Annotated in this window: 16 protein-coding genes; 9 read left to right on the top strand and 7 right to left on the bottom strand. The window is 70.8% G+C overall.

Annotated features, from left to right (window positions below; all coding sequences use genetic code 11):
• Positions 1-35: 35 nt before the first annotated feature.
• Entirely contained in the window at positions 36-1,451 is a 1,416-nt protein-coding gene (locus Afe05nite_RS14010) for an RICIN domain-containing protein (RefSeq protein ID WP_203817503.1), read from the bottom strand.
• A 128-nt stretch (positions 1,452-1,579) separates the two neighbouring features.
• Here Afe05nite_RS14010 and Afe05nite_RS14005 point away from each other — a divergent pair, with 128 nt between their 5' ends.
• On the top strand, positions 1,580-2,650 hold the full coding sequence (locus Afe05nite_RS14005; RefSeq protein WP_239117805.1) for a LacI family DNA-binding transcriptional regulator: 1,071 nt from the start codon (positions 1,580-1,582) through the stop codon (positions 2,648-2,650).
• A gap of 48 nt (positions 2,651-2,698) precedes the next feature.
• On the opposite strand, the gene Afe05nite_RS44825 is transcribed toward Afe05nite_RS14005, so the two are convergent.
• From Afe05nite_RS44825 to Afe05nite_RS13980, 5 genes are all read right to left on the bottom strand, one after another.
• The gene (locus Afe05nite_RS44825) at positions 2,699-4,909 is read right to left on the bottom strand and encodes a serine/threonine-protein kinase (RefSeq protein WP_203817502.1); all 2,211 of its coding nucleotides are present in this window, start codon (positions 4,907-4,909) and stop codon (positions 2,699-2,701) included.
• Positions 4,910-4,967: 58 nt separating this feature from the next.
• Positions 4,968-6,182, bottom strand: coding sequence for a hypothetical protein (locus Afe05nite_RS13995; RefSeq protein ID WP_203817501.1), 1,215 nt, complete (start codon positions 6,180-6,182; stop codon positions 4,968-4,970).
• A gap of 83 nt (positions 6,183-6,265) precedes the next feature.
• A complete protein-coding gene (locus Afe05nite_RS13990; RefSeq protein WP_203817500.1) occupies positions 6,266-7,204 on the bottom strand; it encodes an LLM class F420-dependent oxidoreductase in 939 nt (312 codons plus the stop codon).
• 37 nt (positions 7,205-7,241) lie between these two features.
• On the bottom strand, positions 7,242-7,916 hold the full coding sequence (locus tag Afe05nite_RS13985) for an SDR family NAD(P)-dependent oxidoreductase (RefSeq protein WP_239117804.1): 675 nt from the start codon (positions 7,914-7,916) through the stop codon (positions 7,242-7,244).
• A complete protein-coding gene (locus Afe05nite_RS13980; protein WP_203817499.1) occupies positions 7,916-9,634 on the bottom strand; it encodes a dihydroxy-acid dehydratase in 1,719 nt (572 codons plus the stop codon). Before Afe05nite_RS13980 ends, Afe05nite_RS13985 begins: the two co-directional genes overlap by 1 nt.
• A gap of 77 nt (positions 9,635-9,711) precedes the next feature.
• On the opposite strand from Afe05nite_RS13980, the gene Afe05nite_RS13975 reads away from it, so the two are divergent.
• The 8 genes from Afe05nite_RS13975 (at position 9,712) to Afe05nite_RS13940 (ending at position 16,589) form a co-directional block, all read left to right on the top strand.
• Complete coding sequence (locus Afe05nite_RS13975) at positions 9,712-10,476, top strand: IclR family transcriptional regulator (protein WP_203817498.1); 765 nt, start codon at positions 9,712-9,714, stop codon at positions 10,474-10,476.
• On the top strand, positions 10,473-11,336 hold the full coding sequence (locus Afe05nite_RS13970) for an SMP-30/gluconolactonase/LRE family protein (RefSeq protein ID WP_203817497.1): 864 nt from the start codon (positions 10,473-10,475) through the stop codon (positions 11,334-11,336). Before Afe05nite_RS13975 ends, Afe05nite_RS13970 begins: the two co-directional genes overlap by 4 nt.
• A 22-nt stretch (positions 11,337-11,358) precedes the next feature.
• Complete coding sequence (locus tag Afe05nite_RS13965; RefSeq protein WP_438868161.1) at positions 11,359-12,210, top strand: fumarylacetoacetate hydrolase family protein; 852 nt, start codon at positions 11,359-11,361, stop codon at positions 12,208-12,210.
• Positions 12,210-13,223: a zinc-dependent alcohol dehydrogenase gene (locus Afe05nite_RS13960; protein ID WP_203817495.1), complete on the top strand. Its 1,014-nt coding sequence runs from the start codon at positions 12,210-12,212 to the stop codon at positions 13,221-13,223. Before Afe05nite_RS13965 ends, Afe05nite_RS13960 begins: the two co-directional genes overlap by 1 nt.
• Complete coding sequence (locus Afe05nite_RS13955; protein WP_203817494.1) at positions 13,220-13,969, top strand: SDR family NAD(P)-dependent oxidoreductase; 750 nt, start codon at positions 13,220-13,222, stop codon at positions 13,967-13,969. Before Afe05nite_RS13960 ends, Afe05nite_RS13955 begins: the two co-directional genes overlap by 4 nt.
• Positions 13,970-14,061: 92 nt before the next feature.
• On the top strand, positions 14,062-14,784 hold the full coding sequence (locus tag Afe05nite_RS13950) for an NYN domain-containing protein (protein ID WP_203817493.1): 723 nt from the start codon (positions 14,062-14,064) through the stop codon (positions 14,782-14,784).
• 10 nt (positions 14,785-14,794) lie between these two features.
• Positions 14,795-15,727, top strand: coding sequence for a HEAT repeat domain-containing protein (locus tag Afe05nite_RS13945; protein WP_203817492.1), 933 nt, complete (start codon positions 14,795-14,797; stop codon positions 15,725-15,727).
• Between the two features lie 121 nt (positions 15,728-15,848).
• The gene (locus Afe05nite_RS13940; protein ID WP_203817491.1) at positions 15,849-16,589 is read left to right on the top strand and encodes an alpha/beta hydrolase; all 741 of its coding nucleotides are present in this window, start codon (positions 15,849-15,851) and stop codon (positions 16,587-16,589) included.
• Between the two features lie 53 nt (positions 16,590-16,642).
• Here Afe05nite_RS13940 and Afe05nite_RS13935 read toward each other — a convergent pair whose 3' ends face one another.
• Positions 16,643-17,419 (bottom strand): class I SAM-dependent methyltransferase, encoded by a 777-nt coding sequence (locus tag Afe05nite_RS13935; protein WP_203817490.1) that lies wholly within the window; start codon positions 17,417-17,419, stop codon positions 16,643-16,645.
• Positions 17,420-17,471: the final 52 nt, after the last annotated feature.

Raw genomic sequence — 17,471 nt, 5'->3', positions numbered from 1 at the left:
AGCGGGCGGGACCTCCCGCTCCGGCGGTCCCGGTCTCAGGACGCGGTCCGGCTCCACTGCTGGTTGGTGCCGGAGCCGCAGGTGTACTGCTGGATGTCGGCGCCGTCAGCGGTGCTCGAGGCGACCACGTCGAGGCACTTGCCGCTGTGCCGCGCCTTCAACTGGTAGTAACTTCCGGTCGCGGCCCACTGCCATTGCTGGTTGGTGCCGCCGCCACAGGTGTACTGGATGATGTTGGCGCCGTCCGCCGTCGACGCGCCGGACACGTCCAGGCACTTGCCGCTGTTCTGGTTGACGAGGCGCAGATAACCGCCGCCCGCGTCCTGGAAGTCCCACTTCTGGTTGCCGCCGCCGTTCCAGCCGTACTGCTTGATCTCGACGTTGTTGGCGGTCGAGGCGTTCACCGCGTCCATCACCTTGCCGCTGTTGCGGTTGGTGATGCGGTAGTAGGCGGCGGTGCTGCCGGTGACGGTGCCGGTCTCGGTGTCGATCGTGACGGTCGGCGACCAGCTCAGGCTCATGCTCGTCGCCGACGGGAAGGCGATCGGGAGCCAGACGTACGTCGAGTTGTTGACCGGCCCGCCGCTCGCCCCCGCCCACCGGTCACCCAGGTAGAGGTAGCTGGTCGTGGTGGTTCCCTGGATCGGCAGCACATAGGCGGGCTGGGAGGCGAATGTCGTCGAGTCGCCCACGTTGGCCCAGCCGGTCCACGGCCCGGAGATGCTGGCGGCCGTCGCGTACTGAGCCTGGTTGGGGCTCCAGCCGGTGGCCGCGGAGGTCAGCATGAAGTAGGTGCCGCCCCGCTTGAACAGCGCCGGCGCCTCCCGATGGCCGCCCGGCCAGAAGTTGCCGACGACCGCGGCTATCCCGGTGTACTCGGCGTTCAGCCGGTAGATCATCAGATCGTAGTTCTCGTTGGCCGCCGAGATCATGTACGCGGTCCCGTTGTCGTTGAACAACGTGATGTCCCGCGACATGTAGGTGCCGTTGGGCCGGAAACTGCCCTGGTAGGTGTAGGTCCCGTCGACCGTCGACGACACCGCCACCGCGGCCCTGGCCTCGTTGTAGTCCGAGCCGTTCTCCTTGTGCATCCACATCACGTATTTGCCGGTCGACGCGTTGTAGATGACCTTGGGTCGCTCGATCTTGGCGTTCTGCAACTCCGACGCCGACGACTGGGTCAGCACGTTGCCGCGGAACTCCCAGGTCTTGAGGTCGGTGGACCGGTAGGCGGACACCGCCTTGAATGTGTCGTTGCTGTTCCGGTTCTCGCCGAACCAGTAGTAGTAGGAGCCCACCTGCAACACGCCCCCGCCGTGCGCGTGCACGCCGGCGCCGGAGGTGTCGGTGAACTGAGTGCCGTTGGTAACGGTGACCGCCGCCGCCAGGGCCGGCACCGGCGCCACAAGCACGGAGGCCAGCACGAGGGCCGCCACGAGTCGCCATCTCATGTTCTGTTGGTAACCGAGATCCGGCCTCCGGCGCCATGAAACGTTCACGACCGAAACCAATCGCACATCGTTGACCATCTATGCGACAGGCGCTATGTTAACGTTCACGAAACATTTGGGAGCGCGCCGTGACCCTCTTCCAGGTGCAGCGCCACGAGCGCCTGATGAGCGAACTGCACCAGCACGGCGCCGTCCGCGTCAGCGAACTGGCCCGCGAGCTCGGCGTCAGCGAGCTGACCATCCGCCGCGACATCGCCGCCCTGGCCGCCCGCAACCTTCTCACCCGGGTGCACGGTGGCGCCACCCTGCCGCTGCGGTCCCGGCCGGCCGGCCGCTCCCGCTCCACCACCGCCCTGACCGTCGGCATGGTCGTGCCGTCCCTCGACTTCTACTGGCCCCCGGTGGTCGGCGGCGCCCGGGCCGCCGCCGCCGCGCTCGGCGTGACAGTTCAACTGCGCGGCTCCACCTATGATCCCGACGAGGACCGCCGGCAGATCGGCCGGCTGATCGAGGCCGGCGAGGTGCGCGGCCTCCTGCTGGCCCCCAGCCTCGACGGCGACGACGCGATGATCGACTGGATCGGCCGCCTGCCGGTGCCGGCGGTGCTCGTCGAACGCCAGCCCCGCCGCTGGACCTCGGCGTCCCGGCAGGTCGAATGGGTGCGCAGCGACCACGCCCTCGGCCTGGAGATGGCCGTGCATCACCTGCACGAGAGCGGCCACGACCGGATCGGCCTGCTGCTGTCCCGCGGAAGTCCCACCTCCGCCTATCTGTCGCAGGCGTGGCGAACGGCCGCCTTCCCGCACGATCACCCGCCGGTGGTTCTCGACGACCCGGCCGACCGGCGAACGATCCGCTCCTTCCTCGCCCAGCGCGGCGGGCCGACCGCCCTCATCGTGCACAGCGATCCGCATGCCATGGCGGTCGCCCAGGTCTGCGCCGAGGACGGCATCCGCATCCCCGAAGACCTGGCGCTGATCTCCTACGACGACGAGATCGCCCACCTCGGCGAACCACCGCTGACCGCCGTCCGCCCACCCAAGAACCACGTCGGCCGCGTCGCGGTGGAACTCATCGTCTCCCGGCTGCTCGACGGCGACCGCCGCCCCGCGCGCGGCATCCTCGTCGCCCCCGAACTCGTGGTGCGGGAGTCATCGTTCGGTTCCGCCCGGTTCCGCCTGTCGCGGTTCGGTTCTTGAGCAGTCCTCGGCCGGCTTCGGCCGGCTTCGGGAACCGCCTCGCGCAAGCTATTCGCAGTGCTCGAGCGGACTGTCGAAGCCGACGTCGCCGATCGACCCACCCCACTTCACGCAGGTCGCACCCGCTTTCGCCTTGACCGGCCCGGCGTAGTACTGGAAGTTCCCCCCGTCGCTGACCCGCGCGCCCCCGGCCGGCTCCAGGTAGGCGAGAGCGGGCGTCGCCACGCCGACATCAGTCGCCTTGAGCGTCACCACGCAGTTCTTCCGGTTCGCCGCGTTGTAGAGCAGATGAACCCGCCCCAGCAACGTTCCGTCCGCGTCCTTCAACGCCGCCTGGTCGATCGCCACGAAGGCGCCGCCACACACCGAACGCGCCGTGTAAGGATTCGTGACCGGCGCCGGCGTCACCGTCTCCGACGGCTCCACCCCGGGATCCACCCCGCCGGTTGCGCTGGTTGCCCCGCCTACCGGTTTAGTCGCCGGAGGCAAACTGCCGGCTGACGTACGCCCGGACGCACTCGAACTGGCCCCCGGAACCGCCCGCCCCGACGTGAACGTGGGCGCGATGATCGGCTTCCGCTCCCCCGGCCCGCCCCCACCCCCGAAGTTCGGCACGCCGATCCGCTCCGCCCCGGGCGGCCGCCCCTGCGCCGGACTGGGCCCCGACCGCACCGCCAGCCCAACCCCGACCGCCGCCACAGCCACAAGCACCGCCGCCCCCGCGACAAGCACCCGCTTGCGCCGCCGCCCCGTCGTGCCTGCTCCCCCAGGGCCCGAGCCGCCGGCACTCGAGTCGCCAGCAGTGCCCGAGCCGCCAAAACCGCCCGAGCCGCCAAAACCGCCCGAGCCGCCAGAACTGCCCGAGCCGCCAGAACTGCCCGATCCGCCAGAACTGCCAAGCGCCCCGGTGCCGGATCCTAGGCTCCGATTACCCCTTTCGACGCCCGCGACGTCTGCGGCTGAACTCGCACCACTGGTGGCTGCACTTGCACCACTGGTGGCTGCACTCGCACCACTGGCGGCTGCACTCGCACCACTGGCGGATCCTGGGCTCCGGTTGCCGCCGCTGCCGGTCGCGGCCCTACCTTCGCCCTCGCCCCGGCCTCCGCCCCAGCCCTGGCCTCCGCCCCAGCCCTCGCCTTCGAACCGGCCCTCGTCTTCGAACCGGCCCTCGTCTTCGAACCGGCCCTCGTCTTCGAACCGGCCCTCGCCTTCGAACCGGACTGCGGTATCCCAGCTGTTACCGGATCCCAGCCTCCGCTCGCCGGCGGCGAGTGAGCCCGATCCCTGCGGGCTGCCGTCTCCCATGGCTCCGCTGCCCGCGCCGGCTTTCTGACCCCCGGAGCTCGGACCGCCGAGCGGGGTCGAGGAGCGGGAAATCGGGGTCGCGGGCTGGGCCGGCAGCTGGGAGGTCGGGGGCATGCGGCGGGACGGGCCCTGGCCGGTGAGCGCGACGCGGGCGGCGGCGGCGAAGGCGGCGGCGCTCTGGTGGCGGGCGGTGGGGTCCTTGTCGAGGGCTCGCAGCACTACGGCGGCGACCTGCGGGGGGACGTCGAACGGGAGCGTGGGCGGGTCGGCGACGATCAGTTGGGCGATCACCTGCAGGGGGTTGTCGCCCACGTAGGGCGGGCGGCCCATCAGGCAGGTGTAGGCCACGGCGCCCAGGGCGTACACGTCGGTGGCGGGTGTCACCGGTTTGCCTTCGGCCTGCTCCGGGGCCATGTAGTGGGCTGAACCCATCACGACGTTGGTGCTTGTCAGGCCGGCACCGGTGGTCGAGCGGGCAACCCCGAAGTCGACGAGGACGAGCGCTCCGCCGGGGCGTACCAGAAGGTTGCTGGGTTTGACGTCGCGGTGGATGATGCCCGCCTCGTGCGCGGCGCGCAGGGCGTCGGCGACCTGGCCGACGATCGCCACCGTCTCGGCCGCACCGAGTTTGCCGGCCTCCTCGATCCGGTTCGCGAGGGAGGTGCCCTCGATGAACTCCATGACCAGGTAGTCGAGGCTGCCGTCGTCGCTCTTGCCGAAGTCGTACACCTGCACGATGCCCGGGTGGCGCAGCGAGGCCATCATCTGGGCCTCGGTGCGGAACCGGGCGATGAGGCCGGCGTCGGCCGCGAGACCGGGCAGCAGCACCTTCACCGCGACCGGGCGGTGCAGCAGCAGATCGGTGCCGCGCCACACCTCACCCATGCCGCCGGCGGCGATGCGCTCGGTCAGTTGGTAGCGCTCGCTGAGCACGGCTCCGGGGGACAACACCCGGACATGGTACTGGCCGGACCCGTGGGCCCGGCCAGATGCGAACGTACGAATACTGTCAGTGTTCGATGTCGGCCCGTCGCCGGCGGGTCGCCACGACAAGGGCGGTACCCACCATTACCAGGGCAAGTCCGGTGCCACCGGTGACCATTCCGGTCGGGCCGGTGATCGCCAGGCCGCCACCGCCCCGGCCGCTCGCGGCCGGGGTGACGCTCGCCGAGGCCGACCGCGACGGCGAGGCGGAGGGCGAGGCGGAGGTGGCCGAGGGCGAAGCCGAGGCGGAGGTGGCCGAGGGCGAAGCCGAGGCGGACGCCGACGGCGACGGCGAGGCGGTGCCGGCAGGGCCCGCGACCATGACCACGAACGTGTCGGAGTCGTCGGTGGAGTCGACGTCGCCGTAGTCGGGCGAGATGTATCCGGCGGAAACCACGCCACCACGGAGGATCGGTCCGACCGCGTCCGTTGCCACCTGCACGTCGAAGTAGAGGTCGATGCTCCAGCCGGTGGGGACGCTGTCGGTCACGAGGCGCGGTCGCAGGTTGTACTGACTCATCGCACAGTCCACGGTGCGGCGATCGGCACTGAGGAAACACCCGTCGAACAGCTTGTCCATGACGAACACGGCGTGCTCGGGCAACTTGATCGACACTTTGATGCCCTGGGCGGTCTTGACGCCCTCGTTGGAGACGAACACCGGCAGCGTGGTGATCTTGCCAGGGACGACCGGGTCCGGGGTGATCGCGCCGTTCTCGGCCCGCGCGGTGACGTCGTCGGCATAGACCTTGATGTCCGGCCCCCGGCTCCCGACCTTCAACTCGACGGTGGTGATGTCGTTGGCGGTCGTCGCGTCACCGTCGGCCTTGATCGACGCGGTGATCTTGCCGGCCGAGCCTTGACTGGTATTCGGGACGAGGTCGACCTGCACCCAGAAGTGCTTGGTGGCGCCGGGACCGGGGATGGAGGTCTCGCTGAGCGGGCAGGTGCGGATCTTCCCGGCGCTGGTGCAGCCCGGACCGTCGTAGGTGACCGACGCCTTCGACGCGTCCACCTCGGACGTGTCGAGGATCAGGGACGCCTTGGCCGGCTTCGTCGTGCCGCGGTTGACCAGGTCGATCGTGAGGTGCTTACCGAAGTTGGATTGCGCGATCGTGGTCCCGGTGACGCTGAGGCTGAGGTCGACGTCGGCCGCGAGGGCCGGCGCCGCGGCGATGCCGAGGGCGCCGGCAATGACGAGTGCGGCCACGCCGAGGCGGCCGAGACTGCGCAAAGACATTGAAGAGGGCTCCCCGTACGCGACGACTTGCAGGGAGCCACCCTAGCGATGAACTTCGAAGTATTCTGCCCCGCCCCGCCCGGTTACGAGACCAGCGGCTTGAGCGCCTCACCCGCCGCCGCCACGGCGCCCGGCACGTGACCGTTGCGCACCATGTTGATGGTCAGGCCGGTGATGCCCGGCTCGATGACGTCGCTGTGCAGCTGCTCGGCGATCTGGGCGGGCGTACCGATGAAGACGCGACTCTGCCGGTCGGCCGGAACCGTGTCGAGGATCCGCTTCGCCTCCTCCTCGGACTCGACCGGAACCGTCATGGCGAGGTAGCTGGTGGGCAGCGTCGCCGGGTCGCGGCCGGCCTCCTCGCAGCGCTGCCGCAGCGCGGCCAGCTTCTTCGGGATGTCGGCCTTGTCGCAGATGATGTTCATGTGATCGGCGAAGTGGGCGGCCAGCCGGAACGTCTTCTTCTCGCCCGAGCCGCCCAGCATGATCGGGATCTGGGAGCGGTAGCGCGGGTTGTTCATCGCGTTCTCGACCTTGTACCACTTGCCGGTCACGGTCGGGTTCTCGCCTCGCAGCATCGGGGCGATGATGTTGAGCGCCTCCTCGAGGCGCTCGAACCGGTCGGTGAACGTGCCGAACTCGTAGCCGAAGTCGTTGTGCTCCCGCTCGAACCACCCGGCACCGAGGCCGAGGATGGCGCGGCCGTGCGAGACCATGTCGAGAGTGGTGACGGTCTTGGCGAGCATCGGCGGGTTGCGGTAGGTGTTGCCGGTGACCAGCGTCGACAGCTGGATGTTCTCGGTGGCCGTGGCCAGTGCGCCCAGCGTCGTGTATGCCTCGAGCATCGGCTGGTCCGGAGTGCCGATGCCGGGCAGCTGGTAGAAGTGGTCCATCACCAGGACGGTGTCGAACCCGGCCGCCTCCGCTTCCCGGGCCTGAGCGACCACCGAGTCGAAGATCTGCTCGACAGGCTTGTCCGGATAGGTGAAGTTCGGGATCTGGTATCCCAGGCGAATCGTCATATGCCCAGCTTTACCACTCTCGCGTCGCCGCGGCCCCTCAGTAGCTGGCACGGCCTCCGCTGATGTCGTAGACCGCGCCGGTGGAGAAGCTGACCTTGTCCGAGCAGAGCCAGGCGATCAGCTCGGCCACCTCCGCCGGTTGCCCGACGCGGCGCATCGGGATGAGACCGGTGATGTGCGCGAGGGCCTCGGGGGCGGTGTCGGCGTTCATCGGCGTCTCGATGACGGCCGGGGCGATCGCGTTGGCGAGCACCCCGGTGGTGGCCAGCTCCTTGCCGAGCGACTTGGTGAGGGCGATGACGGCGGCCTTGGACGCCGAATAGGGCGACATGTTGGGGTTACCGTCCTTGCCCGCCATGCTGGCGATGTTGACGATCCGTCCCCAGCCGGCCGCGATCATGCCGGGGACGAAGGCCTGACAGGCGTTGAAGGTGCCGTTCACGTTCACCGCGAATGTCCGCGTCCAGCCGTCGATCGGGATCTCCCACAGCGGGGCCGCGGGCCCGACGACGCCGGCCGAGTTGACCAGGATGTCGACCGCGCCGACCCGGGCGGCCGCCGCCCGGACCGCGGTCGCGTCGGTGACGTCGAGCCGCAGGTCGGCGCCTTCGGCAAGATCGAGGGTGAGCACCTTGACGCCGTCGGCGGAGAGCCTCGTTGTCACGGCCGCGCCGATGCCGCTGCAGCCTCCGGTGACAACGGCGGTGCGCATCAGTGCGACTCCCGGGAGACCTGCCAGCCGCTCGAGCCGGCGAGGAAGTCGCAGTCGGCACCGGTGCTGGCCGGGCCGACCGTGTTCACGTAGAGCTTTTCCCACCCGCGGGTGGGCGCCGCATAGGCGGCTGCGGCCTCGGCGGACGGTGCGCGGGCAGCGAGCTCCTCATCGGTGATCTCCACGTCGAGGCGCCGCTTCGCGACGTCGAGCACGATCATGTCGCCGGTGCGCACCTTGGCGAGCGGTCCGCCGGCGGCGGCCTCGGGCGTGACGTGCAGGACGACCGTTCCGTAGGCGGTGCCGCTCATCCGCCCGTCGCTGATCCGCACCATGTCACGCACGCCCAGCTCGAGCAGCTTGCGCGGCAGCGGCGTGTTGGAGACCTCGGGCATGCCGGGATAGCCCCGGGGACCGCAGCCGCGCAGAACCAGCACCGAGTCGGGCGTGACGTCGAGATCGGGATCGTCGAGGCGGGCGTGCAGATCTTCGATCGAGTCGAACACCACGGCCGGGCCTCGGTGCGACAGCAGCTCCGGTGACGCGGCGGCCGGTTTGATCACCGCGCCGCCGGGGGCGAGGTTGCCGTAGAGCACCGCGATGCCGGCCTCGGGCTGCAGCGGCTCCTCCCGGGCGCGGATCACCTCACGGTCGTAGACCTGGGCGTCGTCGAGATAGTCCACGAGCGGGCGGCCGGTGACCGTCAGCGCGGCCGGGTCGAGCAGGTCACGCACCTCGCGGAGGACGGCGAGCAGGCCCCCGGCGCGGTAGAGGTCGTCCATCAGGAAACGGCCGGCCGGCTGGAGGTCGACGAGCAGCGGGACGCCGGAACCGACCCGGTCGAAGTCGTCCTGGGTGAGCTCGATGCCGAGCCGCCCGGCGATGGCGAGCAGATGCACGACGGCGTTGGTGGAGCCGCCGATCGCGGCGAGGGCGACGATCGCGTTGAGGAAGCTCGCCCGGCTCAGGACCTGGCTGGGCCGGGTCTCCGCGTCGACCATCCGGACGGCCAGGACACCGGTCTCGTGGGCCGCCTCGAGCAGGCGGCTGTCGGGTGCCGGGGTGCCGGCGATGCCGGGCAGGGTCATCCCGAGCACCTCGGCGAGCAGGCCCATCGTCGAGGCCGTGCCCATCGTGTTGCAGTGGCCCCGGCTGCGGATCATGGCGGACTCCGAGCGGCGGAACTCGGCCGCGCTCAGCGTGCCCGCCCGGACCTCCTCGGACAGCTGCCAGACGCCGGTGCCGCACCCGATCGGCACGCCGCGGAAGGTGCCGGTGAGCATCGGCCCGCCGGGGACGACGACGGCCGGGATGTCGACCGAGGAGGCCGCCATGAGCAGCGCCGGGATGGTCTTGTCGCAGCCGCCGAGCAGGACGACGCCGTCGATCGGGTTGGCCCGCAGCATCTCCTCGATGGCCATCGCGGCCATGTTGCGCCACAGCATGGCTGTCGGTTTGACGAGCGTCTCGCCGATGGAGACCACCGGCAGGTTGAGGGCGATGCCGCCGGCCGCGTGGATGCCGTCGGCCACGCTGCGGGCCACCTCGTTGAGATGCGCGTTGCACGGGGTCAGGTCGGAGGCGGTGTTGGCCATCGCGATGTGCGGGCGCTCGCCGTCGAACGCGTCGGCGGGCAGGCCGCGGCGCATCCAGGCTCGATGGATGTAGCTGTTCCGGTCGTCACCGCCGTACCAGCCGGTGCTTCGCCTCTGGGTCATGTTCGGACCGTAGACCCAGACGACGGGGGGAAGATAGGACTTTCCTCCAGATGGAACGAAGGTCTAGCATCCGGAACGTGACCGAGCCCGACAGCCGCCTCGTCGGCGCCGACCGTGTGCTGGCCGTGCTGGCCGAGCTGGCCCGGCACCCGCAGGGGGTCGGGCTGGAGGACATGGCGCGCGCGATGGCCAGCCCGAAACCGACTGTCCACCGGTGCCTCGCGGCGCTGCGCCGGGCCGGCTTCGCGACCCAGGACGGCTACGGGCGTTATGTGCTGGGCGACGAGTTCCTGCGCCTCGCGTTCACGCACCACGAGGCGCGCCCCGACCACCTGCGGGTGCTGCCGGTGCTGGAGGCGCTCTGCGAGCGCTACGGCGAGACCGTCCACTACGCGACGCTCGACGGCCGGTCGGTGGTCTACCGGTCGAAACTCGACCCACCGAGCGGCGCCGTGCGGCTCACGTCGATGGTCGGCGGCCGCAACCCGGCCCATACCACGGCGGTCGGCAAGCTGCTGCTCTCCTTCGAGCTGACCAGCGCCCAGGCGGTCCAGGCGTGGGTGGGCGACAGCGAGCTGGACACCCCGACCCCCCGCTCGGTCGCCACCGCCGGACAGCTCTGGGACGAGCTGCGAATCACCCACGAGCGTGGTTTCGGGGTGGATGATCAGGAGAACGAACCGGGGGTGAACTGCCTGGCGGTCCCGGCCTATCTGACCTCGCCGACCGCGCCGAGCGGCGCGATCAGCATCAGTGGCCTCGCCTATCGCACCCCGATCGAGAAGTTGGTCGCCGACGTGCCCGCGATCCGCGCGATCGTGGCCGGACAGGAGTTGCCGTGAGCCCCGCACCGGAAGCCATCCCGGTCAGCCCGGACCGTTACGAGCTGGGCGAGGGCCCGCTCTGGGACGCGGAGCGCCAGCGCCTGCTCTGGGTGGACATCCTCGCCGGCAAGGTGTTCGCCGGCCGTCTCGACCCGTTCGAGGTGACCGACACCTGGGAGTTCGACGGGGTCGCCACCGCCGTCGCGGTCGCGGCCGACGGGGCGCTGCTGGTGGCCGAGCGCGAGACCCTGACCCGGGTCGACCCCGACGGCGCGCGCACCCATGTCGCCCGGGTGCTGCCGGCCGGCTGCGGCAGCCGCCTCAACGACGGCGCGGTCGACCCGACCGGCCGCTTCCTGGTGGGCAGCATGGCGCTCGACGATCGCACCGGTGCGGAGCTGCTGGTGCGGCTCGAGGGCGGCGGCTGCGCCACGATCGACAGCGACCTGACCCTCTCCAACGGCCTGGCCTGGGCACCGGACGGCAACGCGCTCTACAGCATCGACTCGACCGCCCGGAAGGTGCGGGTTCGCGACTATCCCGGTGGCGAGCGGCGCGACCTGCTCGAGGTCACCGGCGGACTGCCCGACGGCATGTGCGCCGACAGCGACGGCAACCTGTGGATCGCGGTGCACGGCGCCGGCCGGGTCGAGTGCCGCAGCCCCGGCGGCACCCTGTTCGGCGTCATCGAGCTGAGTGCTCCGCAACCCACGAGCGTGTCGTTCGCCGGTCCTGATCTCGACGTGCTGGTCATCACCACCGCGACGGAGAACATGTCCGCCGAGGAGCTGGCGAAGCACCCGGATTCGGGCCGCGTCTTCACCGCCCGGGTCGGTGCGACCGGCCTGCCCACCCCGTACTGGAATCCCGCCCTCTGACATCGGAGATCTCGTGCATCTCATGCGTGTCGGCGCCCCCGGCGCCGAAAAGCCCGTCGTCCGGGTCGACGACCGCTCCTACGTCGACGTGTCCGATCTGGTGACCGATTTCGACGAGAGCTTCTTCGGCGGTGGCGGCATCCGGCAGCTGGCCGAGCCGGTCGCCGAGCGGATCGCGGCCGGCGAGACGCAGGAGTTCGGCGAGCAGCGGATCGGGGCGCCGATCGCCCGCCCGCATCAGATCCTCTGCATCGGCCTCAACTACCGCGACCACGCGGCCGAGACCGGCCAGGCCGTGCCCGCCGAGCCGATCCTGTTCACCAAGTCGCCCAACACGCTCGTCGGGCCGAACGACGACATCCGCATCCCGCGCGGCTCCGACAAGACCGACTGGGAGGTCGAGCTCGGCATCGTCATCGGCGGCCGCACCTCCTACCTGGCCTCCCCCGCCGACGCGAAGGCGGCGATCGCCGGTTATGTGCTGGTCAACGACGTCAGCGAGCGCACCTTCCAGATGGAGCGCGGCGGCCAGTGGAGCAAGGGCAAGTCGGCCGAGACGTTCAACCCGGCCGGACCGTGGCTGGCGACGCCGGACGAGATCCCCGACGTGCTCGACCTCGACATGACACTCGACGTCAACGGGGTGCGGCGGCAGACCGGCAACACCCAGACGATGATCTTCGATCCCTATGTCATCGTCCACCACCTGAGCCAGTTCATGGTTCTGGAGCCCGGGGACCTGATCAACACCGGCACCCCGCCGGGCGTCGGCATGGGTCTGCGGCCGCAGGTGTGGCTGCGGGCGGGCGACGTGGTCGAGCTCAGCATCGAACACCTCGGCACCGCGCGGCAGAACGTGATCGGCCCCCGCTGATGCGTGCCCTCGTCCTCACCGGCCCCGGCAAGGCCGAGGTGCAAGACGTTCCGCCACCGACACCCGCCGAGGGTCAGGTGGTGGTCGATGTCGAGCGGGTCGGCGTGTGCGGCACCGACATGGAGCTTTTCAGCGGCGAGATGAGCTATCTGCACACCGGAGCGTCGACCTATCCGCTGCGGCCCGGCCACGAGTGGTGCGGCACGGTGACGGCGGTCGGCACCGGGGTCGACGAGAGCTGGACGGGGCGCCGGGTCACCGGCGACACGATGATCGGTTGCGGTCACTGCCGCCGCTGCCGGCAGGGCCGGCACTGGGTCTGCGAGCAGCGGTACGAGCTGGGCATCCGGGACGGCCTGCCGGGGGCGCTCGCCGAGCAGGTCGCGGTGCCGGCCGACTATCTGCACGCCCTGCCCGACACGGTCGACCCGACGCTCGGGGCGATGGTCGAGCCGGGTGGCAACGCCCTGCGCTGCGTCGAGGCGGCGCAGTTGAGCCCCGGCGAGCGGCTGCTGGTGCTCGGCACCGGCACGATCGGACTGCTCGTCGCCATGTTCGCCCGCGCCGGCGGCGCCCAGGTGCACCTGATCGGCCGCGGCGAGACCGACCTGGAGCTGCCGAGGTCGCTGGGGTTCGACCGCTGCTGGACCCGGGACACCCGGCCCGACCTGCCCTGGGACGGTGTCGTCGACGCGTCGACGGGGGCCGAGATGCCGCCGTTCGCACTCGACCGCGTCGAACCGGGCCGCCGGGTCGTCTATATCGGTCTGTCCGTGTCGCCGAGTGCGATCGACACCCGCGACCTGGTGCTCAAGGACGTGACAGCGGTCGGCATCCTCGGCGCCTCGGCCGGCCTGGACGGCGCCATCGAGGCCTACGCCAACGGCTCGGTCGACCCCCGCCCGCTGGTCGCCGCCACCGTGACACTCGATGAGATCGTGGATGTCTTCGCCGGCCGGCGCCCGCCGGGCGGCGCCCCGAAGGTGCACGCCGATCCCAGGAGCAGCAGATGAGCGAATTCGACGGACTCGCCGCCATCGTCACCGGTGGTGCCTCCGGAATCGGGCTGGCCACCGCCACCCTGCTTGCCGCCCGTGGCGCCCGGGTGGCCTGCCTGGACCTCAATCCCGAGGTGGGCGAACCGCTCGTCGGCATCCGCGCGGACGTCACCGACGACCAGTCGATCCGGGCCGCCGTCGCCGCGGCGGCCGACACGTTCGGCGGCCTCGACCTGGTCGTCAACAACGCCGGCATCGGCGCACAGGGCACGGTCGAGGACAACGACGACGCCGAGTGGGCGCGCGTCTTCGACGTGAACGTGCAGGGCATGGTCCGCACCACCCGGGCCGCGCTGCCCTACCTGCGAAGGTCCTCGAACGCCGCGATCGTCAACGTCTCGTCGATCGCCGCCACCGCCGGCCTGCCGCAACGGGCCCTCTACTCGACCACCAAGGGCGCCGTGCTGTCGTTGACCCTCGCGATGGCCGCCGACCACCTGCCCGAGGGCATCCGGGTCAACTGCGTCAACCCGGGCACCGCCGACACCCCCTGGGTCGGCCGCCTGCTGGCCAAGGCCGACGACCCCGAGGCCGAACGCGCCGCCCTCGAAGCCCGCCAGCCCAGTGGCCGCCTGGTCAGCGCCGACGAGGTGGCGGCCGCGATCGCCTACCTGGCCAGCCCGCTGGCGGCGGCCACGACCGGCACCTCACTGGCCGTCGACGGCGGCATGCACGGCCTGCGGCTGCGCCCGAAAAGCTGATCGATGGGCCACGCTCGGCGAGCGTTCTCGTCGCCGGACCTCCGACGTGGCGCCGAGCAGGCCGAGCTTGACCTCGCGGTACGGTGATCGTCATGGACGGCGACACCACAGCGAGGCTGGCGGTCCTGATCGACGCCGACAACGCCCCGCCCGGGATCGGGCCCGCACTGCTTGCCGAGATCGCCAAGTACGGCACGGCGAACGTCAAGCGCGCCTACGGCGACTGGACCGGCACCTCGCTGCGCGGCTGGAAGGAGCAACTGCTCGCCCAGTCGATCCAGCCGATCCAGCAGTTCGCCTACACAACCGGCAAGAACGCCACCGACTCGGCCCTGATCATCGACGCGATGGACCTGCTCTACACCGGGCGGTTCGACGGCTTCTGCCTGGTTTCCAGCGACAGCGACTTCACCCGGCTGGCCGCCCGCCTGCGCGAGTCCGGCCTGACCGTCTACGGCTTCGGCGAGCGCAAGACCCCGAAACCGTTCGTCTCGGCGTGCGACAAGTTCATCTACACCGAGAACCTGCAGAGCCCGGCCGTGCCCGCGGCGGCCGAGCCCAAGTCGCTGGCCTCGGTGACGACCCTGCTGCGCGACGCCGTGAACGCCGCTTCCGACGACGACGGGTGGGCGCCGCTGGCCTACGTCGGCAACATCATCGTGAAGCAGCGACCGGACTTCGACCCCCGCACGTACGGTTATGCGAAGCTCTCCGACCTCGTGACCGCGACGTCGCTGTTCGAGACCCAGCGCCGGGCCGTGGGCGACGGCAAGCCCAATGTGATCTACGTTCGCGCGGGTGGACACGTTACCTAGGCTGTCGATCATGACAACTGTGCGGGCGCGGGTGGCGGCGGCCGCCGATCCTGCCGCGACCCCGTCGGCGCTCGCCGATCTCGCCGCGGACCCGTCCCGATCGGTCCGCCGGGTCGTCGCCGGCCGGCCCGACACCCCGCCGGAAGCGTTGCGCACGCTCGTGCACGACAGCGACCGGCAGACCCGGGAATGCCTGGCCCGCAACCCAGGCTGCCCGCCGGACATCCTCATCGTGCTGCTGACCGACCCGCATTGGTCGGTCCGCTGGACCGTGCTGGACAACCCGGGCATCGATCCCGCGAAACGGCTCGACGGCCCGGATCACGGCCTGGCCGTCCGGCTGGCCGCCGCCCGCTCGGACGACAAGGACATGCGATACATCCTGGCGCAGCGGCTCGGGCTCGAGGACGAGGTGATCGACCTCTTGCTGCACGACACCTCGGCCGAGGTCCGCGCCGCGCTGGCGGAACGGACCGACAGCCCCCGGACTCTCGAGAGCCTGTTCGCCGACCCCGATCCGAAGGTTCGCCGCGCCGCCGGCTTCAACGCCGACACCACCGCCGAGCAACGCCACCGCCTGGTGAGCGACCCCGCCGCCCAGGTGCGCTCGGCCGTCTCGGAGGCGAAGAGCGTGCACGGCTGGGAGATTCTCGAGGAAGACCTGATGCTCTTGGCGCGTGACCGCTCCGTGAATGTTCGGTGGTGGCTGGCCAACGGGCCCGGCGCCACCCGGCCGGTCTATCAGGTGCTGGCCGAGGACCGCGACGAATCGGTGGCGACCGCCGCCCGCGCCTGGCTGATGGAACCGCTCCGCCGGGCGCCGGCTGTCGATGAGGTCGCCGGGATCAGGGTGGTTGGGCCGCGGCGCATGTGGGGCCCGCGATATGTCGGCGAGCCGATCCCCCACGCCGAGTTCGATCCTGCTAGCTTTCCTGGAGCGTGACGCAACCGAAGGAGGTGAGACCCATGACCGCTGTACGCACGTGGGTGCTCCCCCTCAGGTCACGGCTGGGCGACTGACGCAGGTGTCGCCGGGAGCGCCATGGACTCCCGAAAGGCACACCATGCACTTCACCGCGTCAACCTCCTCGAACGGCATCGTCGAACGCGACTTCCGGCTCGGCGAGATCCCGGGTGTTCTCTGGTCGCCCGTCTCCGCCACCGAGCACGCGCCCCTGGTCCTGATGGGTCACGGCGGCGGCCAGCACAAGAAGACCCCCGCCCAGGTGGCTCGGGCGCACGACGCCGTGCTCCGGTGCGGTTTCCACGTGGCCGCCATCGACGCTCCCGGCCACGGCGACCGGCCGCGCACAGCCGACGACGAGCAGGCCCGCGCCGAGTTGCGCCAGTCGGCCGGCGATCCGGAGCGCTTCCGGACGGCCACCATCCGATATGCCTCTTCCCTGGTGGAACGGGCCGTCCCGGAGTGGCGGGCGACCATCGACGCGCTTCAGCAACTGCCGGAGATCGGCCCGCGGGCGCCGATCGGTTATGGCGGCGGCATCACGCTGGGCACGGCGATCGGCGTCCCGCTGACGGCCGCCGACCCCCGGATCCGAGCGGCGATCTTCGGCGGCGGCTTCTTCGTGTACGACGCACAGCTCGAAGCCGCCCGCCGGATCACGGTCCCGGTCCAGTTCCTGCTGCCCTGGGACGACGAACACGTGGACCGCCGGTCCGCGTGCGAGTTGTTCGACGCGTTCGCCTCGACCGAGAAGACCCTGCACGCCAACCCGGGCGACCATCGGACCATCCGCTGGGTCGGCGTGGACAACGAGTTCCTCCCCCGGCATCTGACCCGGTGACGCCCCGGCTCGGCGTCCGGCACCCCGCCGGACGCCGAGCCCCCCGCGGGCGGTCAGGCGCGCCGGCCCACGCGCAGCACGCTCAGGTAGCGGCGGGCGACCCGGTCGCCCAGGCGGGTCCGGATGCGCTCGGCGATGGCGTCGAGCAACGGCTCACGGACGGCGGGATCCAGTTTCCGGTACGGGGAATTGGTGCGCTGCAGGTCGGCGAAACCGGCGCCGTCGAGCCACTGGACGGTCGGGTACCAGCGCACCGTCGCCGGCTCGAACAGCGGGGACCAGTCGAAACCGGCGGTGCGCGCCTGCTCCGCCAGCGGCGGGTGCCCCCAGTCGGGATCGCCGGGGGCGAACAGTTCGTGCAGGTCGGCCGTTTCCGCGTACACCTCGGGCTCGTCCTCGCGCCGGACCACGACGTTGCTCAGCAGGGCCAACCGGCCGCCGGGTTTCAGCAGTCGGTGGGCTCGGGCCCAGCCGACGGCGGGGTCGACCCAGTGCCACGACGAGGCGGCCACCACGGCGTCGAAGCGCCGGCCCCGGTCGTCCCATTCCTCGAAGGTCGAGTTCTCCACCGTGACGTCGGGGTAGTTGGCGAGCTTGCGCCGGGCGTGCGCGGCCAGGTCGGCGCCGGGTTCGAGGGCGGTGATCCGGCAGCCGAGGCCGGCCAGCGGAATGGTGGCGTGACCGGTTCCGGCGCCGACCTCCAGCACCGCCGTCTCCGGTCCGAGCCCGTCGAGGTCGGCCAGGTCGGCGAACAGTTCGGCCGGATAGCCGGGTCGTGCCCGGTCGTAGAGCTCCGGCACCTCGTTGAAGACCCGCCCCAGTTCAGTCACGCCTCCATTCTGGGCTATCCAAAAATTGCGTAACTTAGTTCAACTATTGCGT

The sequence above is a fragment of the Paractinoplanes ferrugineus genome (genome assembly GCF_016862195.1).
Classification (GTDB): domain Bacteria; phylum Actinomycetota; class Actinomycetes; order Mycobacteriales; family Micromonosporaceae; genus Actinoplanes; species Actinoplanes ferrugineus.
Note: the sequence above shows the minus strand (reverse complement) of the source record. Positions and strands in the feature narration are given on the sequence as shown.